Annotated in this window: 23 protein-coding genes and 1 pseudogene (1 of these 24 cut by a window edge); 5 read left to right on the top strand and 19 right to left on the bottom strand. The window is 39.6% G+C overall.

Features of this window, described 5'->3' with window-relative positions; all coding sequences use genetic code 11:
- Positions 1-30: 30 nt before the first annotated feature.
- From P3L57_RS03335 to gutB, 3 genes are all read right to left on the bottom strand, one after another.
- On the bottom strand, positions 31-999 hold the full coding sequence (locus P3L57_RS03335; RefSeq protein WP_059352551.1) for a carbohydrate kinase family protein: 969 nt from the start codon (positions 997-999) through the stop codon (positions 31-33).
- Positions 1,000-1,105: 106 nt separating this feature from the next.
- Positions 1,106-2,494, bottom strand: coding sequence for a glycoside-pentoside-hexuronide (GPH):cation symporter (locus P3L57_RS03330; protein ID WP_069487663.1), 1,389 nt, complete (start codon positions 2,492-2,494; stop codon positions 1,106-1,108).
- Positions 2,495-2,567: 73 nt separating this feature from the next.
- Complete coding sequence (gene gutB, locus P3L57_RS03325; RefSeq protein WP_069487662.1) at positions 2,568-3,629, bottom strand: sorbitol dehydrogenase; 1,062 nt, start codon at positions 3,627-3,629, stop codon at positions 2,568-2,570.
- Positions 3,630-3,859: 230 nt separating this feature from the next.
- Here gutB and P3L57_RS03320 point away from each other — a divergent pair, with 230 nt between their 5' ends.
- Entirely contained in the window at positions 3,860-6,355 is a 2,496-nt protein-coding gene (locus tag P3L57_RS03320) for a tetratricopeptide repeat protein (protein ID WP_069487661.1), read from the top strand.
- 192 nt (positions 6,356-6,547) lie between these two features.
- Here the strand turns inward: P3L57_RS03320 and P3L57_RS03315 are convergent, their stop codons facing one another.
- The 5 genes and pseudogenes from P3L57_RS03315 to P3L57_RS03295 all read right to left on the bottom strand — a co-directional run bounded on the left by P3L57_RS03315 (position 6,548) and on the right by P3L57_RS03295 (position 10,306).
- The gene (locus tag P3L57_RS03315; protein WP_069487660.1) at positions 6,548-7,291 is read right to left on the bottom strand and encodes an ATP-binding cassette domain-containing protein; all 744 of its coding nucleotides are present in this window, start codon (positions 7,289-7,291) and stop codon (positions 6,548-6,550) included.
- 742 nt (positions 7,292-8,033) lie between these two features.
- Complete coding sequence (locus P3L57_RS03310; RefSeq protein WP_069487657.1) at positions 8,034-9,392, bottom strand: hypothetical protein; 1,359 nt, start codon at positions 9,390-9,392, stop codon at positions 8,034-8,036.
- Positions 9,393-9,446: 54 nt separating this feature from the next.
- On the bottom strand, positions 9,447-9,713 hold the full coding sequence (locus P3L57_RS03305) for a hypothetical protein (RefSeq protein WP_069487656.1): 267 nt from the start codon (positions 9,711-9,713) through the stop codon (positions 9,447-9,449).
- A gap of 233 nt (positions 9,714-9,946) precedes the next feature.
- A pseudogene (locus tag P3L57_RS20700) lies at positions 9,947-10,214 on the bottom strand (type I restriction endonuclease subunit R); the annotation flags it as partial.
- A 23-nt stretch (positions 10,215-10,237) separates the two neighbouring features.
- Complete coding sequence (locus P3L57_RS03295; RefSeq protein WP_254665062.1) at positions 10,238-10,306, bottom strand: hypothetical protein; 69 nt, start codon at positions 10,304-10,306, stop codon at positions 10,238-10,240.
- Between the two features lie 791 nt (positions 10,307-11,097).
- Here P3L57_RS03295 and cdiI point away from each other — a divergent pair.
- Positions 11,098-11,457 carry a ribonuclease toxin immunity protein CdiI gene (cdiI, locus tag P3L57_RS03290; RefSeq protein WP_069487655.1) on the top strand — a complete coding sequence of 120 codons (360 nt, stop codon included), beginning with the start codon at positions 11,098-11,100 and terminating at the stop codon, positions 11,455-11,457.
- Positions 11,458-12,460: 1,003 nt separating this feature from the next.
- Here the strand turns inward: cdiI and groL are convergent.
- Both groL and groES read right to left on the bottom strand, forming a co-directional pair.
- On the bottom strand, positions 12,461-14,095 hold the full coding sequence (gene groL, locus P3L57_RS03285; protein ID WP_010333214.1) for a chaperonin GroEL: 1,635 nt from the start codon (positions 14,093-14,095) through the stop codon (positions 12,461-12,463).
- A gap of 46 nt (positions 14,096-14,141) precedes the next feature.
- Positions 14,142-14,426: a co-chaperone GroES gene (groES, locus tag P3L57_RS03280; protein ID WP_003155970.1), complete on the bottom strand. Its 285-nt coding sequence runs from the start codon at positions 14,424-14,426 to the stop codon at positions 14,142-14,144.
- Positions 14,427-14,664: 238 nt separating this feature from the next.
- Here groES and P3L57_RS03275 point away from each other — a divergent pair, with 238 nt between their 5' ends.
- Both P3L57_RS03275 and P3L57_RS03270 read left to right on the top strand, forming a co-directional pair.
- A complete protein-coding gene (locus P3L57_RS03275; protein WP_069487654.1) occupies positions 14,665-15,399 on the top strand; it encodes a CPBP family intramembrane glutamic endopeptidase in 735 nt (244 codons plus the stop codon).
- Complete coding sequence (locus P3L57_RS03270; protein ID WP_024120410.1) at positions 15,396-15,587, top strand: DUF4305 domain-containing protein; 192 nt, start codon at positions 15,396-15,398, stop codon at positions 15,585-15,587. The genes P3L57_RS03275 and P3L57_RS03270 overlap by 4 nt, the downstream gene beginning before the upstream one ends.
- A 45-nt stretch (positions 15,588-15,632) precedes the next feature.
- Here P3L57_RS03270 and tatC read toward each other — a convergent pair whose 3' ends face one another.
- From tatC to moaC, 4 genes are read right to left on the bottom strand one after another with little or no spacing between them, the layout of a single operon-like run.
- Positions 15,633-16,391 carry a twin-arginine translocase subunit TatC gene (tatC, locus tag P3L57_RS03265; RefSeq protein ID WP_082687911.1) on the bottom strand — a complete coding sequence of 253 codons (759 nt, stop codon included), beginning with the start codon at positions 16,389-16,391 and terminating at the stop codon, positions 15,633-15,635.
- A gap of 6 nt (positions 16,392-16,397) precedes the next feature.
- Entirely contained in the window at positions 16,398-16,571 is a 174-nt protein-coding gene (gene tatAY, locus P3L57_RS03260) for a sec-independent protein translocase protein TatAY (RefSeq protein ID WP_010333210.1), read from the bottom strand.
- A 21-nt stretch (positions 16,572-16,592) separates the two neighbouring features.
- The gene (locus P3L57_RS03255) at positions 16,593-17,240 is read right to left on the bottom strand and encodes a redox-sensing transcriptional repressor Rex (RefSeq protein ID WP_044152840.1); all 648 of its coding nucleotides are present in this window, start codon (positions 17,238-17,240) and stop codon (positions 16,593-16,595) included.
- Positions 17,237-17,749: a cyclic pyranopterin monophosphate synthase MoaC gene (gene moaC, locus P3L57_RS03250; RefSeq protein ID WP_010333208.1), complete on the bottom strand. Its 513-nt coding sequence runs from the start codon at positions 17,747-17,749 to the stop codon at positions 17,237-17,239. The genes P3L57_RS03255 and moaC overlap by 4 nt, the downstream gene beginning before the upstream one ends.
- A gap of 126 nt (positions 17,750-17,875) precedes the next feature.
- Here moaC and P3L57_RS03245 point away from each other — a divergent pair, with 126 nt between their 5' ends.
- Complete coding sequence (locus P3L57_RS03245; RefSeq protein WP_069487653.1) at positions 17,876-19,804, top strand: ABC-F family ATP-binding cassette domain-containing protein; 1,929 nt, start codon at positions 17,876-17,878, stop codon at positions 19,802-19,804.
- Positions 19,805-20,030: 226 nt separating this feature from the next.
- Here the strand turns inward: P3L57_RS03245 and tsaD are convergent, their stop codons facing one another.
- The 5 genes in view from tsaD to thiL are tightly spaced (at most 14 nt apart) and all read right to left on the bottom strand, a layout consistent with a single transcriptional unit that may run on beyond the window.
- The gene (gene tsaD, locus P3L57_RS03240) at positions 20,031-21,071 is read right to left on the bottom strand and encodes a tRNA (adenosine(37)-N6)-threonylcarbamoyltransferase complex transferase subunit TsaD (RefSeq protein ID WP_069487652.1); all 1,041 of its coding nucleotides are present in this window, start codon (positions 21,069-21,071) and stop codon (positions 20,031-20,033) included.
- Entirely contained in the window at positions 21,064-21,519 is a 456-nt protein-coding gene (gene rimI, locus P3L57_RS03235; RefSeq protein ID WP_024120406.1) for a ribosomal protein S18-alanine N-acetyltransferase, read from the bottom strand. Before rimI ends, tsaD begins: the two co-directional genes overlap by 8 nt.
- 9 nt (positions 21,520-21,528) lie before the next feature.
- A complete protein-coding gene (tsaB, locus tag P3L57_RS03230) occupies positions 21,529-22,218 on the bottom strand; it encodes a tRNA (adenosine(37)-N6)-threonylcarbamoyltransferase complex dimerization subunit type 1 TsaB (protein ID WP_069487651.1) in 690 nt (229 codons plus the stop codon).
- A complete protein-coding gene (gene tsaE / locus P3L57_RS03225) occupies positions 22,199-22,675 on the bottom strand; it encodes a tRNA (adenosine(37)-N6)-threonylcarbamoyltransferase complex ATPase subunit type 1 TsaE (protein ID WP_059293404.1) in 477 nt (158 codons plus the stop codon). Before tsaE ends, tsaB begins: the two co-directional genes overlap by 20 nt.
- A gap of 14 nt (positions 22,676-22,689) precedes the next feature.
- Positions 22,690-22,911, bottom strand: partial view of a thiamine-phosphate kinase gene (thiL, locus tag P3L57_RS03220; protein ID WP_069487650.1) — the final stretch only. 756 nt of this gene lie beyond the right edge of the window; the window shows 222 of its 978 coding nt (coding positions 757-978); its start codon lies off the right edge, out of view; its stop codon occupies positions 22,690-22,692.

Genomic DNA, 22,911 nt, shown 5'->3' with positions numbered 1-22,911 from the left:
AAGACTTTTAAGAAACATCCTCTATTTTTATTACAAAGATAAAGAAGCTTCAATCTCTTCCATACGCGGCAGCGCATCAATCGCTCCAATTTTGGTGCAGACAAGAGCGCCCACCTTATTGGCAAAAGACACGATATCACGCAGCTGCTCAAAATCAGTTTCTACCGATTGAATCTTATCTGTACCTGCTAACTTGAACAAAGCCGCTCCGACAAAAGCGTCTCCCGCTCCTGTAGAATCAATCGAAGTGACAGGAATACTCTGAATGATTTCATGTTCCTTGCCATTAGACAGCAATGTTCCGTTTTTCCCAAGGGTCACGGCAACCATCTTGGCTCCGATACCATGAAGGATATTGACGCCCTCTTCATGATCCTTCGCACCAGTGATGATCTCCAGCTCCTCGTCACTCACCTTAACAAAATCACTTAAAGCAATGGCTCTTTTTGCAGCACTAACAAACTCAGAGACTCTTCCCTTCCATAAATCCCCTCGATAATTAGGATCAAATGAAAGAAATTGCCCGTTATCCTTCGCAATGGACATAAGCCGTAAATAGGCTGTACAAAATGGATCAGATAACAATGCCGTCGCTGATCCAAAATGAAGGATTTTCGCTTGATTCAGTTTATCCTGATCGACATCTTCGATCGTAAACAGAGCATCCGCGCCTCTATTGAAAACAAAATCGCGCTCTCCATTATTCTTTAATGAAACAAAAGCAAGCGTTGTAGGTGCTTTCTCATCCATCACCAGCATAGAGGTATCAACATGAACAGCATCTAACGTTTGCTTCAGAAAATACCCAAAGGGATCTTTCCCTACTTTTCCTGCGAAAGCAGCGTCCCCTCCCAGCTTGGCAATCGCCGCTGACACATTTGCCGGGGCGCCGCCGGCACTTTTTAAAAATTGACGCCCTTTCTTTAAATCAACGTCCACATCGGTACAAAAGAAATCGATCAATAACTCCCCAATACAAACAACAGACTGACTTCGCATGTTATCACACTCTTTTTACATATTCTAGATTACAGTCTCAGTATATTACTTTCAGTCATAAATACAACCTTTTACATCGAATATTAGAAATATTAAATATATTCACTTATCTGGATTTCTTCTCAAGCTCGGTGATGATCTGTTTATATCTATTTTCAGTTAAAGGATAAAAGGCTATGATGATGATAGAGAGTAAAATAAATAGTCCCGGAATTAAGGCATTCATATGTTTAATCGCATTCAGTGACGTCACGGTTTGATCAGTATTCGCCACATATCCTGCAATTCCTAAATAGATGGCAGAAAACGAACCGGCCAGTGCAACACCTAACTTATTGATAAAACTCATGCTGGAAATCACCACTCCGTCGGCACGAACCCCTGTCTTCCATTCCGCATAATCAACACAATCGGCAACCATTCCCCAAGCAAGCGTATTTAAAGGGGTTGTAAAGAACCCTGAAGCAAATAGCCAGATGAAAATGAGCGTCACCGAAGAATACGCCGTAAAATGCAGACCTGCATACGAGATCAGTGACAAAGCAGCCGATATGATCATCACATTTTTCCTGCCCCATTTCTCAGAAAAGTATGGAATAAACAAGTTACTGATGAGGGCTGCGCCAAAAAATAAAACGGTTCCAAAGAACACCAATTCCTTTTGATTCACGTTATACGTAAAGTAGTACACCATTGTACTGATTTTAATATTAAACCCGATTGCAAATGCTAAAAATGATGACGTTAGAATCAGTAAAGGTTTGTTTTGAAACAAAACGGATAATGTCTTTTTCATTCCCTGTTTCTTTGTTTTCTTAGGCGCAATCCGCTCACGCACAGTAAAGAAACTAAAGAGATTCAAAGCGATGCTTATAATGGCATAGACGAAAGCCGTCATCTGAAACCCAAATGCCTGGTTCTCTCCTCCCAAAGCTGCTGCAAGCGGAGTTGCACAGGAGATGGATAGAAGGATTCCGACATAAACCAAGATCATACGAATTGTTGTTAATACCGTTCTTTCTTTTACAGAATTCGTTATCCGGCCCGTTAAGCTGTTCACCGGAATCGTTTGCATACTAAAGGACATGCCGAGCAGAATATAGGTAATATACGCATATACGATGTTTCCCGTTGCTCCAAAGTGAGGAGTAGTGAAACACAGGACAGTAAATAATGCGAAAGGAAATGCAACCCACAGCAGATAAGGCCTTGCCTTTCCCCACCTTGTGTTCGTTTTATCTAAAATAACCCCCATAATCGGGTCAAAAATAGCATCCAGCACCCGCACAACAAGAAATAATGTAGCGATGACCACAGGCTGTATGCCGCCGATGTCCGTATAATAAAACAGCAGGTATGCGTTTACAAATTGAAACACAATATTATACGACATATCACCGAAGCCGTACCCGATTCGTTCAAGCCAGGACAGACCGGCACTGGATTTTGTTTGATGTTTCGCCTTCATTACCGTTGCTTTTTCTGTTTCGATCATCTTTTCCACCCCAAGAATCCGTTTTCATTTCCAGTAAACAAGAGGGAGAATACAAAGCCCTCCCCCTGTTCACTCAGCGATTTGGATACACCATCACTTTTAAACATTCATTCTTAAATTGAAGCGCCCGCTCCATCGCCTCTTGCGTGTGCTCCAGCGCATATTGATCCGTCACAAGGTGCTTCGTGTCAACAATACCCGAAGCAAGGAATTCAATTCCTTTTGGATACGTATTGGCATAACGGAAGATGCCGTATATATCAATCTCATTGTCCGCGATAAATGGCACATTTAGCGGAATTTCATTCTGAGAAGGCAACCCGACAATCGCAAGCTTTCCGCCGCGTCGTACAGAAGCCAATGCAGATTGCAGTGCCGCAGGATTCCCCGCTGTTTCCCAAGCAACGTCAACGCCACTTTCATTTGTGATTTTTTTGATCTCTTCAATAGCATCCTGTTCACGGATATTGATCACATGAGTAGCTCCCATTTTTTTCGCGGCATTTAACCGCAGCGGCTCTAAGTCAGTCACAATGATTGTACTTGCTCCAAATGCTTTAGCGGCTGCAACAGCCATTAATCCAACAGGGCCCATTCCCATGATCGCAATCGTTGATCCAGGCTGAAGCTTCGTTCTCATCGCTGCATGGATACCGACAGAAAATGGTTCAATCAAGGCAGCATCCTCATAGGAAAGTGAATCTGGAATAGCGAAAACAAAGTCCTGTCTGATTTTGATATATTGTACAAACGCGCCGTCTACTGGCGGCGTGGCCAAAAACTGTACATCCGGGCAAAGATTATAGCGCCCTTCTTTGCACGCTTCACAGCGTCCGCACGTAACACCCGGCTCTACAGCGACGCGGTCTCCCACTTTAAATTGATCGACAGCTGATCCGACAGCGGCAATTTCTCCCGCGCATTCATGTCCGAGGATAAATGGCTTCTCCACTACATAGTTGCCTATTCTGCCGTTTGTATAGTAATGCAGATCCGATCCGCAAATACCGACAGCCATCACCTTAATCAACACTTCATCATGGCTGATGTCAGGTACAGGCAATGTTTCTATTCTGATTTCTCTTGTGTTATGCATAATAGCAGCCTTCATGGTTTTAGGTACTGTGTGAGTCATTTGGCAAATTCCTTTCTTTATGAATACTTCTAACGGCATGTGGCCGCTTCATCAAGAAATGTAAGTGCATACATTTTTGTTTTCTCTGTTACTGCCCCCATTTTATCTGCTTTTCAAGACGTTCAACAGCCTTTCCTGCTGTATAAAAGGACAGCGGCACTGTACTTTTATTTTTTCATATACAAAAAACGCTGAATTGATAAAATAGTACTAATAGGAGGTGCAGGCTTATGGCTGAACTTGAAAACCGAAAACAATTTGCACAACTGCTGGCACCTGGCGTCAAAACGCTAAAACTTCATCCAGATTATAAAGTCAGAAGGAATAAGAACGAAAAAACAGGACAGTCTTATTTAGACAACATTTCACACCAGCTGGGAGTTTCCCCAAACACGATTAAAAGCTGGATCGGACAGATGGGTGCGAACTATGTTCCCGGAAGAATCGAAGACGGAAAACTGTTCGGAATGATCTGGATCATTCTTGAAAAAACCGATATGAATATACAGTGGTTTACCGATCTGCTTGAGACCACCACTATACCGGTAATCAAGCCTGCATTGCCTGTATGGGCGGCCTCATGTCTTAAAAAAGCGAAAATAGTACGGCAGGACAACTCATTCGGAGCACCGCTTGATCAAGATATTGAAAAAACAGTCAAACGTTTATTTCCCGATATTCTCGACCATAAAACGAATGCGCTTACAGAACAGATGCCTTTGACACACAACTTACCGTCACGCTGGTCGGGTCACTTTATAGGACGAAGATTTGACATCGAGGCGATACGGCAATGGATGCTTTCCCCATCACCCGTCTGTTTAATTACCGGATGGGCAGGCATGGGAAAAACGACAACTGCTCTAGAAGCAGCCTATTCCTGTATCGGCGATTCCTCAGATTGGCCGGCATTCAACAGCATCATCTGGCTCAGTGCTGATTGGAAAGGATTGAGCTTTAGCGATTTTTTAAATACGATTGCATACCAGCTCGGCCGAACGGAACAAATCGATAAATCCATAAACGAAAAACGATTTGTCGTCCGCAATGCTTTGGCCAATTACACCAGAGAAAAACCGGTACTGCTGATCGTGGACAGCATAGACACTGCCGAAAGAGACATTCACGAATTTATCACCAGCCTGCCCCAAGGTGTGAAAGTCCTCCTCACAGCACGTGAAAACTTGAAGCAAACCTATCGGGAAGGCTTCGGAGAAATGGTAACCATCCAGCTGAGCGGACTTGAACAAACAGATGCCCTGGAATATTTTCATCAAGAAGTGAACCGCTGCCTGCAAATGTGCAACGACCCAACTAAACAAGCAAAGCTGGCGCAGCTGCTGGAACTGTCTCCAGAACTGAAGAGCGAGTTCATTTCAGCGACAGCCGGAAACCCGAAAGCCATGGCACTCAGCATCGCCTATATGTCAGACGATGACATGCCCGCTCGGCAGCTGATTCATGAGCTCGGAAAAGCAGGCTATTCACTATTAGATCTGTTTGATTTTCTATTTGGGCGCACATGGCACAGATGCAATGAAGACACCCGGAAGCTATGGCAGGCGCTATGCTTTTTCAGCAAGCCGCCAGACGAAAAAAGCCTGGCGGCAGCAGCCGGATTAGACGCTCGCCGTTTCCATTACGCAGTTGAACAAATGCGGTCTTTTGCTCTGATTCAGCCCGAACGAAGCAAAGGAAGGACACAGTACTTCGCCCATCAAACCGTTGTCGCATACGGAGAACAGCACTTATCCGAAAATCAGCAATATGAAAAAGAAGCCTGCAGCCGCTGGGCGCACTATTATATTCATTATGCGGAAACCCATTTAAAGCGGGAACAGCCAAACTCTGTCTATTGGAGCTATCTCCTGGGACGTGATTTAGACCCAATCAAAAAAGAATGGCCAAACATCCTAAAGGTCACCAAATGGGCAAGCGAAACCGGACAAAATGAAATCTTAATTGAACTCATCACCCGCATCAGCCATTTTCTAAGCAGAATCAACATGCCCTTACGAATCGAATACGGCCGTAAAGCCGCCGACGCCGCCCATCAATTAGGCAAACACACACGAGAAGCCTTCTTCCGAATCGACACAGCAGGCTGGGCACTGATGGAAGTCAACGATTTAGACGAGGCACTTCAACAAATTGAAGCCGGCCTGAAAACGCTGGAACAATCAGACACTGAAGAGCAAGACGTTCACGATCTACAGGTATGGGGACTCGCACTGCAATCGAGGCTGCTTTTAAAAGCTGGAAGTCATGAAAAAGCGGAAGCGATTTTAACCGAAATCAAAGATAAACCGATTTCCCCTGCGATTCAGCACAGAGTTCTATTGGTTCGCGGAGATCTGAGCTATGTGAAAGGTCATATTGAAGAAGCCATTCAATTATACGAAGCGGCAAATCAGATAAGTTCTATGTATGGGGGCGAAAAAACGATAGAAGCCTATTTCAATTTAGGTGTGGCTTACGTGAAATGTGATCAGTTTGAGAAAGCGGAAGAAGCTTTTGAGCAAATGCTTTATGACAAACATAACGCGAATCAGGTTGAGCTGATTTATTATTATTATGGGATGGCGCAGCTGTTGCATCGTAAAGGAGAGAAAACGAAAGCGATGGAAGCTAATCAGAAAGCGATTCGTTTGATTGATTCGTGGGAGCCTGCGATTGGGATTCGAGGAGACGTAGAACGATTGGATATGGTTTTTAAAAGAAATTAAGAAAACAATTATTGTTAGTAGTTGTAAGATAAATATTATAAAGAATTTTGCAACTTGCATATATAATCAGTAATAAAAAGCTATAGACCTTATCCCATAAAAAATAATATTATTTTTATGGGATAAGACGTCTGAAGATTAGAATATTGAAACATTAAACAAGTCGATGTAACATAATCAATTGAAAGGTGATCAGTATTGTTTATTAGAATAATAGTAAAGATAAGCATCTTCAATAGATTTGCTTTTTGTTTTGCAGAATAACTCATTTCTAGTACCTTTAAATACAAGGTTTCCTTTATTAAATAGAACAAGTTCTAATTTATCTTCACCTATGTCTAGGTTTTTAAGCAAATCTAATTGATGAGTGCAGATAATAAAACTATTTTTATTTAGATTATTAATTAAATATTGTTTCAAATTAAATATTGAAACAGGATCTAGAGCAGAAAAAGGTTCATCTAGAAAAGTAAATTCTGTATTCAGTTCTAGTGCAGCAATGTGAGCTACCTTTTTTTTCATGCCATTAGATAGGGTAAATATAAATTTATTCTTATAATCCCACAGATCAAATAATTTTAGTAGATTATGCATCTTTTGCTTTAATTCATTATTAAACTTATTGTACAGCTTAGATACAAAAGTGAGGTACTCTATAACAGTTAAATCTTCTAGTAAGATATATTTTTCAGGTGAAAAAGACATCATATATTTAGGAGAATGAATTATATTTCTTCCGCCATCATAGAAGTTAATCGATGAATTTTTTTGATTGTTCAAACCCAAAATTTCTTTAATTAAAGTGGTCTTCCCTGCACCATTATGACCTAAAATTGCATATATTTTATTCTTTTTGAATTCTATACTAACTTCATTTAAAGCACTTACACTTCCAAATTGTTTCGATAAAGCAACTACTTTTATGGATTCTAGCATATTATATTTTCCCTTTTTTCAATAATATATTTGTAAATATTCGGCTTATTAATTTCAAAATGAGAAAAATCGGTATTGCAAAAATGATAGAATAAATAATAATATTTATAATATTTAACGAGACTTCTCCATTTTTATATAATTCATATATAGGAAATTGTTTTATTGGCAGGTATGTGTCAGAGTCCACCGGATTCTTCAAATTTCCCCCAAAGAAATAAAAGCTCCCAAAAAATAATATTAAAATATTAATCAAAATGGATATAAAAAACATCCTTACATTTTTCATATTTCTTTCTCCTCCTTAATAATATTCATTAACATTCTGCCATCCTGTGCAAAAAAGAGATTTAGAGTTTCACAAAAAAGAAGTAAGATTACCATATTGAAGATATAATCAATAGAAGAAAACAGAAATAGTATGACCATTAATAATAAATAACTAAGGAACGGCCCTCCCAAAACTATTGTTAACTTATTTATTTTATTTAATTTGCTGTAATCTAACGAATTAAAAGAGACGCTAATTAAGTAGCTAGATATATAAACTTCATAATTTAAATTATTAATTTTTAAAAAAATAATATGACCTATCTCATGAACACAAACATATAAAACTAATAACAATGTTAATTGCAAAGAAACCATAAAAGAACTAGTAATCAAGTACAAAGTAATTGAAATGAAAATGAGCAAATATTTTGCTTTAAACAAATAACCAAAGTACAAATAAAAAAAAATATTAACTAATTTCATTTATCTTATAATCCTTTACAGTTACCCATTTAATTACGAATAATACAAATATAAAGAATATAAAAACGATCATTTTGAGAAGTGGTATTTCTATCATTGATACTCGTGTAATGATTTCTGGAATTACTTTATAGCTAATAATCAAAATAATACCGCTTGAAATTGATTGAGTAATTGCTCCTAAATATTCTCCAAACAGATAGCTAATAATAATTGAAATATAGATACTAAAATAAAGTACAAAACAAAAAATGAAAAAACTAGAGTTCTCTATAATAGCTATAAACCCAGAGTTTCCAAGTATAGATATCACAAAGCAAAATATAATCATAAAAAATATTGAAGTTATAAAATAACAATGTAGTAACCATATAGAAAACTTAAAATTTGATGCTCTCAACATAAATAATGGTTTTGCTGTTTTCATTACTTTATTGAATACAAATCCTATATTACCTATTATAGCTATTACTTGAAAAAGCTCCACCATAACATAAAATTGTTTTGTTATATATGATAGTACTATCAAAAACATCATGGTCATTATAAAAAAAATAATGTTCTTTCTTAAATCAAAAATCAATAAAAAGAAGTAGACATTATAATTTTTACATCTAGATTTCTCATTTCCCTGCACAACCGCTCCATAATATATCCTCATTGACATAGTGTATATATATATTATAACAATCGCAATATAAAACACATATATTAAAGAGGGAGGTACAGTCATTCTCAACCAGTGAATACCAATAAACTTATGAATCGGGAGTGTTATCAATAATAAAAAAAACAATATAAATAGTGTTTTAAATAAAGTAAAGCTATTGCTTACTAAATTCATTTTCACAACAAATTTATTTATAAAAATTACAATCATATAGCTTATTAAGAAAAGCAAAAGACTAACAATCTGCCAAAAAATAACTGAGTACATGATCATTATATTATTATAAATTGATAAAACAATATAAAGAAACAGAAAAGAAAGTACAGCCGGAATAATATAGAAAGAAATTGATTTTAAATATTTTAAATATTCTTTATATATGTAATCAATTATTGAATAGGAGGTATTATTATCAGATTCATTTTTCTTTAGAAACCATATCAAAAATGGAAAAATTGAAGCAGTGATAAATATATAAGAGACACTTGGGAATAAACTTATATTTATCTCAACTTCGTATTCTAACAGTGAAGGTAAAAATACAGCTGCCGAAATACTTGCTATTACAATTAATAATACCGAGAAAAAGACTTCGGTTCTTTGAGACGCAAATATAAATAGTCTATTTTTGATACGACAAAATAAAATTTGAATTAAAAGACTAACTCTTTTCATAATAATTCCTTTCGTTAGCTAGCTTGAATAGAAGGTTATGTAATAGTATTTATTCTAACGACAACCTAATTTAAAAACTCCCTCTTTAATCTTAACAGACATTTCAAAAGACTTTCCTAGCTGGGCCCAGCAAATTGTTTGACCAATTGCCCAGGTTACAAAAATAACCGACAATACAACAATTATAAAAACAAGAGGGCCAACACATAAATATGATTTTTTTGCACTTTTATTAATGTTCAATCCCCTTTTAAGATCAGATGTAATTAATAAAAAACTATTATAAATAGATATCAGTAAAGAATTATAATAAGCTTGCATTAGTTCTCCTCCGTTTATTACATAACCTTCCATTCAAACAATATAATAACTTATATTACTTATTTTTGTAAATGGCATTTTGTAAATTTAATAGGATTTTTATTGTTCTACAACTTCTATATTTATAAAGTAATCTTTAGATGTTTTAATCTCTACGCTATTACTTATAAACTTCTAGTACTTTCTTTATTTAGTTGATTCTCCTTGATAACCTCAAAATAAAAACTTCTCTATAATGCCTGATGCAGACCTGCTTCCACTGAATGGTTATTATCTTTTGCTTCTATAATCGCTAACGGAAAGTTAGATTTATAAAACAGGACCTAGTCAGCTCTTTTCTTCTTTCCTCTGGCTGTCGCGTTTCCACGTAATATGATCCTGCCTGCAGTAAATGCGTATTCCAGACGTACCTGCTTTCTTTATATCCCAACCGGCATCTGTAATCGCAGGTGTAATATACCTCGCTTTAATATCTTCTTCAGACAAATGTCTTTTTCCCATAAGCTCAGCTCCTTCATCCTGTTTTATGAAATTGCTTCATCTATTTCAAACTCCATAATGTCTCCAATATCGCATTTAAGACACCTGCAAATTTTATATAAGATTTCCAGATTAAAAGGTTAGCACTTTCCAAACCCGAGCGATGATGTTATATGTAATGCCAGCCTACTTTTTCAAATCAGTTTTATTTATTTTTTTATCAATCAAAAGCTTCTACAATTTATCATAGTTAATTGACAAGTTTAGTCCTCTTCAGTAAAAAAGACACTTTAATTGTAGCATATTGCCAAACGGAAAATGGAGAAATCCTTACAATAATGTAAGGGACTAAATAAATTTTTAGTGAATTATCTTTAATTTACTTCCCAAAACAATATCCTACATTTAGGACAAAGCTACGTATATTAGAATCTTTGATTAAAGATATGAAAAGCAGCGGTTTGAATTGATCACATCCCGCTGCTGCTCTACAAAAACACATTGAAACTCAGGATAAAGTAAAACGAAGACTAGGCAAGGGTTTATGATAAGGACTTTATTTCCGTCCAAAATAAATGTCATCCGGAGTGTCCCATCTTTATTAAGATGGTTGAAAATCGGATGGCTACTTGTAATGTAAAGAATACATCTATATTAAAAGAAAAGATTCAATGCACAGTCATATCCACAGGTTCTTCTTCTTCAAAGGTATCTACGTACAAATTAAAATCATTTACCAAGCTTTCTAAAAGTAGGTAAAGTATTTTGAAGGTGGAACAGCCACTGCAGAAAAGTAACTGGATACGCAAAAAATGGTCTCAAGTTTGAAGGTTATATTGATGAAGCTACTGGAGAAATAACAAATTTTTTCCCTACCAATTAAATAATTTGGAGTGAAAGTGAAATGGATAATAAAAACAAAGATATAATTAATCATTTTTTTCAAGTTATGGGTGATGAACGTTTTTTACGCATTTTAGAGAAATTCTCCAACGGGGAGGGTTATGGTATAGAGAATGTCTGGTGTGTATTTACTGATGACTACGAAGAGTGGGAAGAAGATTACTTTGGAGATGAGGGTATAGCTTTTTATTTCGATTACCCAGCTGTTGAAGAAGATAAAGAAGTAATATTAGATTACGAAAATTTCTATAAATATTTAAACGAAATTGTTGGTCAATATCTTGAACGACACCCAGAAAATAAATCAGACGTAGAAAAATACATGCGAAGACTTAGTGAGAAATATAATATTAAGCTATAAGGAAAAGCTGTTAATATTTCGTTGATGAACATGCTATGTTTTTTTTTTTGAATTATTTTTTTGAAGCCCCCTGAAATTATGATATGATCCCCTCGTAGTAGACACCTTTGAGGTGAAGGATGTTAGAACAATAGGAGTTGGACAATATGACAGAGTGGAGATTTGCAGAAGATCATATTGGGGAAACAACTATTAAAAAAACCGAGAAAGTTCAAGTTTTATTTTAGAAGTCCTAGAAGATTACCAGGATGGAAGAATGCTTTCAGGAATAGATCCTGTGATCCTTTCAGTTACGAAATCTGTTTCGATTATCGCAAGAATAAAGAGAATCCCTCCGTGGTTTTCTGAGATCATGAAATTGCATATGAAGATCTTAATGGAGCTTTGAGTCATATATGTGATTCATTTACCGAGTTGTCGAGTTGGTTAATAAGCTCTATGAGGTTGAATGGATATAGAAAATGACCAAAAATAAATAACAATGCCCTTCCTCTTTGTGGATAAGGGCTCTTATTATTTCAATTACTTATTGTTTCACTTTTATTTTGGTCGGGCTCATAATATCATGGATAAGCCCAGAATAGGCTGGAACCTTCTCGCTGCATTCCAAATAATGCCCCGTGTTATTTTTTGAGACGATGGAATTCAACTCACTTCTGGTTTTCAGCAGTCGAAGATGAGGTACTGCGCCTCCTTAAAAATCACAAAGTAAATCAAAACAAAGTCAAGATGCAAATAAAGTATGAATTGTATGATGAGAATTTTGTATTTCAGTCGATAGAATAGTCTATATCGGGGTTACCTACCGTTTATCAAAACTATTGAGTATCGATATAAAACAGTGCTGAAAAAATCAAACCACAAAAGACAGAAAAAAAGAAGCCTCTCACAAGTTCGGTGAACTCATGAGAAGCCTCGAAAATTTATAAATGGCATCAAAAGGGCATCAAAAATGACGTCCGTTGCCGACAAACCCTTGTTTATCAAGGGTTTTTTGTCGGTTTTACATCATGCCACCCATACCGCCCATGCCGCCCATGTCAGGCATTCCTGCGCCGCCGGCATTTTCTTCCGGTTTGTCAGCGACAACAGCTTCAGTTGTTAAGAGCATTGCTGCTACAGAAGCTGCGTTTTGCAGTGCAGAGCGTGTTACTTTCGTTGGATCAACGATACCTTTTTCGATCATGTTTACCCATTCGCCAGTTGCAGCGTTGAAGCCTACGCCGATTTCTTCGTTTTTCAGGCGCTCAACGATGACAGATCCTTCAAGACCTGCATTGTGCGCGATTTGACGAATTGGCTCTTCAAGCGCGCGAAGCACGATGTTGATACCTGTTTGCGCATCACCTTCAGCTTCAACTGCAGCCACTTTGTTATATACGTTGACAAGCGCTGTACCACCGCCGGATACGATGCCTTCTTCAACAGCTGCGCGAGTTGAGTTCAGGGCGTCTTCGATGCGAAGTTTACGCTCTTTCAGCTCAGTTTCAGTCGCAGCGCCGACTTTGATGACAGCTACGCCGCCAGCAAGTTTAGCAAGACGCTCTTGTAATTTTTCTCTGTCGAACTCAGAAGTTGTTTCTTCCACTTGAGCGCGGATTTGAGTGACGCGTGCAGAAATTTTATCTGTTTCGCCAGCGCCTTCAACGATTGTTGTGTTTTCTTTTGTAACAACAACTTTAGAAGCGCGTCCCAATTGTCCGATTTCAGTAGATTTCAGGTCAAGGCCAAGATCTTCTGTGATGACTTCTCCGCCAGTAAGGACAGCGATGTCTTCAAGCATTGCTTTACGGCGGTCACCGAATCCAGGAGCTTTAACAGCAACTGCGTTGAATGTGCCGCGAAGTTTGTTCACAACAAGTGTTGCAAGAGCTTCACCTTCAACATCCTCAGCGATCAGAAGCAATGGTTTGCCTTGCTGAACAACCTGCTCAAGCACAGGAAGGATTTCTTGAATGTTTGTGATTTTTTTGTCTGTGATTAAGATGTAAGGATTGTCAAGAACCGCTTCCATCTTATCAGAATCAGTTACCATGTAAGGAGACGCATATCCGCGGTCGAATTGCATACCTTCAACAACTTCAAGCTCAGTTGTGAAGCCTTTAGACTCTTCGATTGTGATAACGCCGTCGTTGCCTACGCGCTCCATTGCTTCAGCGATAAGGCTTCCGACTTCCTCATCAGCAGCAGAGATCGCAGCAACCTGAGCGATAGATTCTTTGCCTTCGATTGGCTTAGAAATTTCTTTCAGGTTCTCGATCGCAACGTTTACAGCTTGTTCCATACCTTTACGCACGCCTACAGGGTTAGCGCCTGCTGTTACGTTTTTAAGGCCTTCACGGATCATTGCTTGCGCAAGAACTGTCGCAGTTGTTGTACCGTCACCGGCAACGTCATTTGTTTTGCTGGCTACTTCAGCTACAAGCTTAGCACCCATGTTTTCAAACGCGTCTTCAAGTTCGATTTCTTTAGCGATTGTTACACCGTCATTAGTGATTAACGGAGAACCGAATTTTTTCTCTAGAACCACGTTGCGTCCTTTTGGTCCTAAAGTTACTTTTACAGCATCAGCAAGTGCATCAACACCGCGAAGCATTGCGCGGCGAGCTTCTTCACTAAACTTAATATCTTTTGCCATGTGTACGAAACCTCCTCGAATTTTTAAGTATTTGTTTATTTAAGAATTAGCCGATAACAGCTAAAATGTCGCTTTCACGTAAGATTAAGTATTCAGTACCTTCGTATTTCACTTCAGTACCTGCGTATTTTGAGAAGATAATGCGGTCGCCCTCTTTTACTTCTAAAGCAACGCGCTCTCCGCTTTCTAACACGCGACCTGAACCAGCTGCCACGATTTTGCCTTCTTGCGGCTTTTCTTTTGCAGAATCCGGTAACACAATTCCGCTGGCAGTTTTTTCTTCAGATTCTACGAGTTCAATGACAACGCGATCACCTAATGGCTTTAACAATGTAATAACCTCCTCAATAGTATGAATATGTAATTTTAGCACTCAGCACTAAAGAGTGCTAACACAATTCTTATAATAAAGAATCTCACTTCCAATTTCAAGTGATAAGATAAAAAATTTTTCACGCTTACATCATTCTTTTCAGCTCAGATATCCCTTGGCTTTTTCACCCTCGATTCAATTATGTTACAATAGCTGTAGACAAAAGAAACCCATTTAACAAAGGAGTACATACCATTTGAGAAAACAGTATTGGTTTATTATTTTGACATATATCATCATGCAGTTTTCAGCAGTAATTGCGATTCCCTTGTTATTTAAATTCGGTTATGCGGGAGGACAGCCCACAAAAGAAAATCTGCTGTACGCGCAGGGATTATGGTCCGTCATCAGTTTTATTGCCTGTCTGATTGTTGTTTTGCTCATTCTCAGAACCGCGCCTAAATCTACGCTGCGAAACGAAAAGAAAGACTCGGTCGGACTTTCGATCCTTTGGGCGATAGCCGGGTTTTTCATCGCCCTTTTCTCTCAAGGATTAGCCGGTTCTATTGAATATTATGTATTTGGCATCGGAAGAGAATCAGAAAATACAAAAGCCATCCTGGATGTGATTCAGGCAGTTCCGCTCATGATTATCGTTTCTTCTATCATCGGGCCTATATTAGAAGAAATCATCTTCAGAAAAATCATTTTCGGCGCGCTGTACGAAAAAACGAATTTCTTTATTGCCGGACTGATCAGCTCCATTATTTTCGGAATTGTTCACGCGGATTTAACGCACCTTCTGCTGTATACGGCAATGGGCTTTACCTTTGCATTTCTATATGCGAGAACCAAACGGATTTGGGTGCCGATTTTCGCCCATGTAATGATGAATACATTCGTCGTCATTATGCAGCTTGAGCCTGTTCAGAAATACCTTGAACAGCAAAGCACACAAATGCAATTGATTATTGGAGGATTATTTTCATGAGAAACCCGATAGTGTGGGGAATGATCTACTTTGCCGTAGGGTGCATCTTTACTTATCTCGCCGCAAGCTCGCCAGGCAGCATGTGGTCATTTTACTCCATCCTGCTGATGGTGTTCGCTGCATACAACATCAGCATTTCTTTTAAGATGTTCGCCTTTTCATTTAAAATAAAGAAGAACCAGAAATAAAGAAAATCCATTTCTCTTCTATGAGAAATGGATTTTTTATGTTGGCTAAGAAGAAACGTCCTGATCGGCAGCACTGCTTTTCTGCGCTTTCCGATAGGCAGCCTTCGATATTAAAATACTGATTTCATACAAAATCAAGAGCGGAACAGTCACCATCATATGAGACAAAAGCTCAGGTGGTGTAATCAGAGCAGCAATCACAAGCAGCGTAAAGTACGCATACTTTCTGATTTTCGCTAAGAACATCGGTGTCACAATTCCAAGCCTTGTCAAAAACATAAGGATGACCGGCATTTGAAACAACAGTCCAAACGGAATCGTCAGCTGCAGAAGAAAATGAAAATATTCATTAATTCCAATCACCTGAGTGACATTCAAATCCTGAGAGATCCGTTTCATAAAATCGACAACAAAAGGAAATAAAATATAATAGGAAAAAGATAAACCCGCTAAAAACAGCAAAATAGAGATCGGAATGTAGCTGAGCGTTACTTTGCGCTCCTTTTCATAGAGGCCCGGGCTCACAAAAGCCCAAAGCTGATAAAGAATAACCGGCGAAGTCAGGACAATCCCGATGATAAACGCAAACTGCATAAACACATAAAGCGGGTCTGTCAGATTAAACGCATTGAGCGTGAGCTCCTTTGCTTCATCGGTTTCTTGCAGATACACTATAATCGGCTTCGCTAAAAAAAATCCCGCGATAAAAAAAACGACAAACGCCAGCGCCACAACCAGCAATCGTTTTCGAAGCTCCGCAATATGCTCCAGCAGCGACATTTGATTCACTTTCATTTGTGTCATCCTAACTTACTGATTCTCTTTCTTTTTTTCCTCATCATCACTCGCTAATCCTTTAGTAGCGTTTTTGAATTCACGAAGTGTGTCTCCAGCCGCTTTTCCCAACTCAGGCAGCTTTTTGGGACCAAAGATAATCAGAGCAACGATTGCGATAACAGCAAGGCTTCCAGGACCGATCGGCATATTTGGGCTCCTCCTTTCCGGTTACTCGATTTCCTCTAAAACAGAATAATGCTTCAAGAAATAAACCAGTGACTGAAGCTCTACTGCTAAATCTATATGATGAATTCGAATGTGTTCCGGCACATTCAAACGGGCCGGCGTAAAATTAAGAATACCCTTGATCCCTAACGCAACCAATCTGTCAGTAATCGATTGGGCCGCTACTGCGGGCACTGTCAGAATGGCAACTGATTCGCCTTTTACATGTTGTTCAAGATCATCGAGGTTAAAGACGGGCACACCGCCTACCTCAGTTCCTATTTTACTCTCATTTATATCAAAAGCCATAGAAATTTTTGTGTTATTATTTTTTGTGAAATTATAGTGAAGAAACGCTGTTCCTAAGTTTCCGACACCAATCAGGATAACGTCTGTCATTTCATCCTGATCAAGCGTTTTTCGGAAAAATGACAGCAAATAATCGACATTATATCCGTATCCTTTTTTGCCAAGAGCTCCAAAATAGGAAAAATCCCTGCGAATCGTGGCAGAATCAACCTTTACGGCATCGCTGAGTTCAGCGGATGATACACGCTGTTTTCCTGACGCATGCAGATTCTTTAAAAAGCGATAATAAAGCGGCAGCCGTTTTGCCGTCGCCTGCGGAATTTTTGATTGATCCTTATTCATTTTTGGTCCTCCAAATTATACTCGGATAGTTCTCTTTTAAAGTCACCGTTTTTCCCGCCTGTCTTTTCCAGCAAGCAGGTAGGGCCGATGACCATCCCCTTATCAAGCGCCTTGCACATATCGTAAACAGTAAGGGCACACACCGATGCAGAAGTTAGCGCTTCCATTTCCACACCTGTACTCCCTTTCGTTTTGACCTGTGCTTTTATATGAAGTATAACTTCTGTTTCTTTTATTTTCCAGTCAAACGAAATATCGACCCCGCTCAAGGATAGCGGATGGCACATCGGAATGATATTTGATGTTTGTTTCGCAGCCATAATGCCCGCAACCTGAGCGACAGCAAGTACATCTCCTTTGCCGATATCATGGCTTTTTATTTTCTCGTACACTTCACTCTTCATGTGTACGCTTGATACAGCCGCCGCAGTACGGACAGTCGAAGATTTTTCGCTGATATCCACCATCTGGGCTCTGCCCTGTTCATTAAAATGAGAAAATCCATTCATAGTAAAAACTCTCCTTAAACAGATCATACACTATTTTCTTCTCTATGTCTTATTCGGCCAATGTATTGTTTGCTGAGTTCTGGTTCATAAGCTACACTTAACTTATTATAGCAGAGGTGAAATAATATGATGATCTTACAAATTAATCAGCTTTCCAAATCATTTGGTGCTGATACTATTTTAAACAATATAAAGCTGGAAGTCAGAAACCGTGATCGCGTCGCTATTGTAGGAAGAAACGGCGCTGGGAAATCTACACTCCTTAAAATTATCGCAGGTCACCTTTCATATGAAAAGGGTGAAATGATCAAGCCGAAAGATATCACAATGGGCTATTTGGCCCAGCATACCGGCTTGGATTCTAAGCTTACCATAAAAGAAGAGCTGCTGACTGTTTTTGATCACTTAAAAGCGATGGAAAAAGAAATGCGAAACATAGAAGAAAAAATGGCGGCAGCTGACCCAAGTGAACTGGAAAGCATCATGAAAACCTACGACCGCCTTCAGCAGGAATTTAAAGATAAAGGCGGCTATCAATATGAAGCAGATGTCAGATCTGTGCTGCACGGTCTCGGCTTCAGCCATTTTGACGATTCAACACAGGTGCAAAGCCTAAGCGGTGGTCAGAAAACAAGACTGGCCTTGGGTAAGCTTCTGTTAACACAGCCTGACCTTCTCATTCTAGATGAGCCGACCAACCATCTGGACATTGATACGCTGACATGGCTTGAACATTATTTACAAAGCTATTCAGGCGCCATTCTGATTGTTTCTCACGACCGCTACTTTTTGGACAAAGTGGTGAACCAGGTGTACGAGGTATCAAGATCAGAAAGCAAAAAGTATCACGGCAACTACAGCGCTTATCTAGACCAAAAAGCTGCCCAATATGAAAAGGATCTTAAGCTGTATGAAAAACAGCAGGGTGAAATCGCCAAGCTTCAGGACTTCGTAGACCGAAATCTGGCGAGAGCCTCAACGACAAAAAGAGCACAAAGCCGGCGGAAACAGCTTGAACGGATGGACGTCATGTCAAAACCGCTCGGCGACGAAAAATCAGCAAATATTCATTTCGACATTACAAAACAGAGCGGGAACGAGGTCCTGCGGGTTCAGGATCTGGCCATCAGCTATGAAAACCAGCCGCCGCTTCTGACAGATGTGTCGTTTAGACTTACAAGAGGAGAAAGCGCCGCTCTTGTAGGTCCCAACGGAATCGGAAAATCAACCCTGCTGAAAACATTAATAAACACACTGAAGCCAGATCAGGGAACAATAGCGTACGGCTCAAATGTCAGTGTCGGTTACTATGACCAGGAACAGGCTGAGCTGACTTCCTCTAAACGCGTCATTGATGAGCTGTGGGACGAGTATCCGGAGCTTCAAGAGAAAGAAATCAGAACGTGCCTCGGAAATTTCTTATTCTCCGGGGATGATGTGCTCAAACCCGTCCATTCCCTAAGCGGGGGCGAAAAAGCAAGAGTGGCCCTGGCCAAGCTGATGCTGCAAAAAGCTAACTTTCTCATTCTTGATGAGCCGACGAACCATCTTGACTTAGACAGCAAAGAAGTTCTCGAGAACGCCTTGATCGATTATCCGGGCACATTGTTATTTGTCTCACATGACAGATATTTTATTAACAGAATCGCAACAAGGGTATATGAGCTTTCTCCAAACCATATTGAAGAATATCTCGGAGATTACGATTATTATACAGAGAAAAAAACACAGCAGCTGGAATTAGAGAAAATGAAACAGCAAGAGGAAACTGAAAAAGCCACGGCTGCAATGAAATCCGACTCTAAACGTTCTTATGAGGAAGAAAAAGAATGGAAAAAGAAAGAACGCCAACGACTCAGACGCATAGAAGAAATTGAAACGACAGTTCAAACCATAGAAGAAAAAATCAGTCACAATGATGAATTACTTTGTGATCCGGAAGTATATCAGGACCACGAAAAGGTACAAGCCATCCACGCTGACAACGAGAAACTCAATCAAGAATTGGAAAACCTACTATCAGAATGGGAAGAACTATCCACAGAAGAAGATTAAAAAAGTCAAGCACCTCTTTTTTAGAGGTGCTTTTTATCCACAGAAAATAGCCTTATAAGCAAACGAAGAAAGCGATTTATACACAATATCCACAAAATTTTCTGAATTTATCCACTTTATTAACAGCCTCTCAACCCCTTTATCCATCTATATCTCTATAATTACTCACAGATATGTGGATAAATTGAGAATTATCTGTTAATAACAATAAAAAAGCCTCACTCCATTATGTCGTGAGACCTTGGTAAGAAGTCAGTTCAAGACCAGGCTGGCCATTCATATCATATGATCCGCGAATCCCTTTTTCAAAAGCAATTGTACCGGCCGCAGCAATCATTGCAGCATTATCTGTACATAAGGATAGCGGAGGAATGATGAGCGCTGTCCCCTCATGCTGGGAAATTTCCTTCTGTAACGCAGCTCTGAGTCCTCTGTTTGCAGCTACTCCGCCGGCCAAAAGAACCTGTTTGACACCATATTCTTTTGCAGCGCGTGCCGTTTTTGTCACTAAGACATCAATGACGCTATTCTGAAAACTGGCAGAAAGATCTTCCGGCGCAATTTCCTGTCCTTTTTGAGCCGCGTTATGAAGCGTATTGATCACAGCTGATTTCAGCCCGCTGAAGCTGAAATTATAAGAACCTTCTTCAAGCCATGCGCGAGGCAGAGGAATAGTGTCATTCCCTGATTCCGCAAGCTTGTCAATCTGCGGTCCGCCTGGATACGGGAGCCCCATCGTTCTTGCCACTTTGTCATAAGCTTCCCCTGCTGCGTCATCGAGTGTTTCCCCGATCACTTCAAATGAACCGTGCTCTTTCATATAAACCAATTCCGTATGGCCGCCGGAAACGACCAATGCAAGCGCTGGAAAAACGATCTCTTCTACCAGACGGTTTGCGTAGATATGGCCCGCTATATGATGGACTCCAACTAACGGAATATGATGCGCAAAGCTCAATGCTTTAGCGGCGTTTACTCCGATTAGCAGTGCTCCCACCAATCCCGGGCCTTCAGTAACTGCAATCGCATCTATGTCACGGTATGTCATGTCTGCTTTACGGAAAGCCTCTTCGATCACTAAAGTGATTTGCTCCACATGATGTCTTGATGCAATTTCCGGCACAACCCCTCCGAATCGTTTATGGCTTTCAATTTGAGAGGCCACAACGTTCGAGACGATTTCTGTTCCGTTTTTGACAATAGCTGCTGCCGTTTCATCGCAGCTCGTTTCGATTCCTAATATATAAAGATCTTTTTGCTCATTCATTTATCGTCACCCACATAATTAACGCATCTTCCCCGTTATCAGTATAATAGTTCTTTCTTATTCCGCCGGGCTGCATCCCGAACTTTTTATATAAACTTTGAGCAGGGTGATTGGAAACCCTCACTTCAAGCGAAAGCCGCCTCGCCTCTTTTTCTTTACAAAGCTCGAGAGCTGAACGAAAAAGTGCTTCTCCTAAAGACTGGCCCCTATACTCTGGTTTAATCGCGATATTTGTGATTTGGGCGTCGTCCATCACAATCCAAATCCCGCAATAACCCGCGATACAATCGTCCTTTTCAATCACGAGATAGTGGGCATACGGATTTTCAAGCAATTCATGATAAAACGAATCCTTCGTCCAGGGAGACGTAAAGGAGGATGTTTCAATTTCGTATACGTGATCAACATCATCAAGCTGCATTTTTCTGACTGCTGCTTTTGTTTTCATCCTATCACCCTACTTTTGACTTTCAATCCATTTCGCTTCAGCTTCTGCAAGCCGTAAATAATCCGGCACAAGCCCGTGAATATCAGCAGCTTCCCTATCCGCACCCAAGTAAGCCAATTCGGAAGGGCGGGGATTATGCTGAGCCGCAGACCCTATGATTCCTTTTGTCCCTAATACATCCAGTATCGTCTCCTCGTGTATGAATGTATCATGACCTAAAAACAAAACAGGGCGATCCTTCTCTTTTAGCATCTCCAGCCACTCTGTCAGCATCACATTTTGATCCGGCACAGCCTGTTCTAAAAGACCGTTTTTATATTCATAAAGACCTGTATACACCTGTCCGCGTCTCGCATCAAATATAGGGCTGATCAGACCGTCAAAGTGACGTCCATTTGCCGCCAGCGCTTCAAGACTTGAAACAGCAGAAATCGGAATGTTTAAAGACCAGGCAAGTGTTTTGGCTATGGTTACACCGATTCTCACCCCTGTGTACGAGCCTGGACCTTTTGCGACAACAATTTTAGAAAGATCCTGCGGGGTTATATCACAATCATTCAGCAAAGAATGAACAGCAGGCATCGCCCTCACAGAGTGATTCTTTTTTAAATATGTCATGTATTCTGCTATGACAGTGTTGTCCCGAAGCAGCGCTATGCCTAAAGTATAATTCGATGTATCAATTGCTAATATTGTCATGTCTACTTATCTCCTCACAAAGCATTTCATACCGATTCCCCACAGCTGTAAAGATGATCTCTCTTTCATCGTCACCAACTCTTTTAATGGCAATTTGCAGTCGCTCCTGCGGAAGCTGCTCTTCAATTAAATGTGCCCATTCCACTAAGCAGACACCTTGTCCATGAAAATATTCATCAAGTCCTAAGTCTTCACTCTCGTCTTCCATTCTGTATACATCCATATGATAAAGAGGAAGTGAACCATCGTTATATTCTTTTATGATCGTAAACGTCGGACTGTTTACAACACGTGTAATTCCGAGTCCTTCAGCAAAACCTTTTGTAAAGGTTGTTTTCCCAGCTCCTAAATCGCCCTCTAATGTCAGGACGTCCCCAGGCTTTGAAAACGATGCAGTCAGCTTAGCAATCGCTTTTGTTTCTTCAGGATTTACAGTTCTCCATTTTAATTGCTTCACACGAGTCACCCGTCTTATTTAAAATGATTATATCCTTTTTTCTCTAAAGTCATTGTTTCTTCATTTGTCTTTAATACGACATTGGATTCTGTCTTTTCACGGACACATCCAATCTTTTTAATTGGCAGTTGAAGTCTGCTGCACTCCTGCTGTAACACTTCCCAGTCTTCCTTTGAGATCGTCCCAGTCAGCTCAAAATCCTCTCCGCCAAACAAAGCCCATTCCTTCCATTTGGA

The organism is Bacillus sp. B28 (assembly GCF_029536185.1).
In the GTDB taxonomy this organism is placed as follows: domain Bacteria; phylum Bacillota; class Bacilli; order Bacillales; family Bacillaceae; genus Bacillus; species Bacillus halotolerans.
This window is presented reverse-complemented; position numbering and strand designations above follow the sequence as displayed.

Bases quoted from the DNA above. Each gene is read 5' to 3' on its own strand.
- P3L57_RS03335 (WP_059352551.1), bottom strand. From the start codon at position 999: ATGCGAAGTCAGTCTGTTGTTTGTATTGGGGAGTTATTGATCGATTTC.
- P3L57_RS03330 (WP_069487663.1), bottom strand. From the start codon at position 2,494: ATGATCGAAACAGAAAAAGCAACGGTAATGAAGGCGAAACATCAAACA.
- gutB (WP_069487662.1), bottom strand. From the start codon at position 3,629: ATGACTCACACAGTACCTAAAACCATGAAGGCTGCTATTATGCATAAC.
- P3L57_RS03320 (WP_069487661.1), top strand. From the start codon at position 3,860: ATGGCTGAACTTGAAAACCGAAAACAATTTGCACAACTGCTGGCACCT.
- P3L57_RS03315 (WP_069487660.1), bottom strand. From the start codon at position 7,291: ATGCTAGAATCCATAAAAGTAGTTGCTTTATCGAAACAATTTGGAAGT.
- P3L57_RS03310 (WP_069487657.1), bottom strand. From the start codon at position 9,392: ATGAAAAGAGTTAGTCTTTTAATTCAAATTTTATTTTGTCGTATCAAA.
- P3L57_RS03305 (WP_069487656.1), bottom strand. From the start codon at position 9,713: ATGCAAGCTTATTATAATTCTTTACTGATATCTATTTATAATAGTTTT.
- cdiI (WP_069487655.1), top strand. From the start codon at position 11,098: ATGGATAATAAAAACAAAGATATAATTAATCATTTTTTTCAAGTTATG.
- groL (WP_010333214.1), bottom strand. From the start codon at position 14,095: ATGGCAAAAGATATTAAGTTTAGTGAAGAAGCTCGCCGCGCAATGCTT.
- P3L57_RS03270 (WP_024120410.1), top strand. From the start codon at position 15,396: ATGAGAAACCCGATAGTGTGGGGAATGATCTACTTTGCCGTAGGGTGC.
- tatC (WP_082687911.1), bottom strand. From the start codon at position 16,391: ATGACACAAATGAAAGTGAATCAAATGTCGCTGCTGGAGCATATTGCG.
- tatAY (WP_010333210.1), bottom strand. From the start codon at position 16,571: ATGCCGATCGGTCCTGGAAGCCTTGCTGTTATCGCAATCGTTGCTCTG.
- P3L57_RS03255 (WP_044152840.1), bottom strand. From the start codon at position 17,240: ATGAATAAGGATCAATCAAAAATTCCGCAGGCGACGGCAAAACGGCTG.
- moaC (WP_010333208.1), bottom strand. From the start codon at position 17,749: ATGAATGGATTTTCTCATTTTAATGAACAGGGCAGAGCCCAGATGGTG.
- P3L57_RS03245 (WP_069487653.1), top strand. From the start codon at position 17,876: ATGATGATCTTACAAATTAATCAGCTTTCCAAATCATTTGGTGCTGAT.
- tsaD (WP_069487652.1), bottom strand. From the start codon at position 21,071: ATGAATGAGCAAAAAGATCTTTATATATTAGGAATCGAAACGAGCTGC.
- rimI (WP_024120406.1), bottom strand. From the start codon at position 21,519: ATGAAAACAAAAGCAGCAGTCAGAAAAATGCAGCTTGATGATGTTGAT.
- tsaB (WP_069487651.1), bottom strand. From the start codon at position 22,218: ATGACAATATTAGCAATTGATACATCGAATTATACTTTAGGCATAGCG.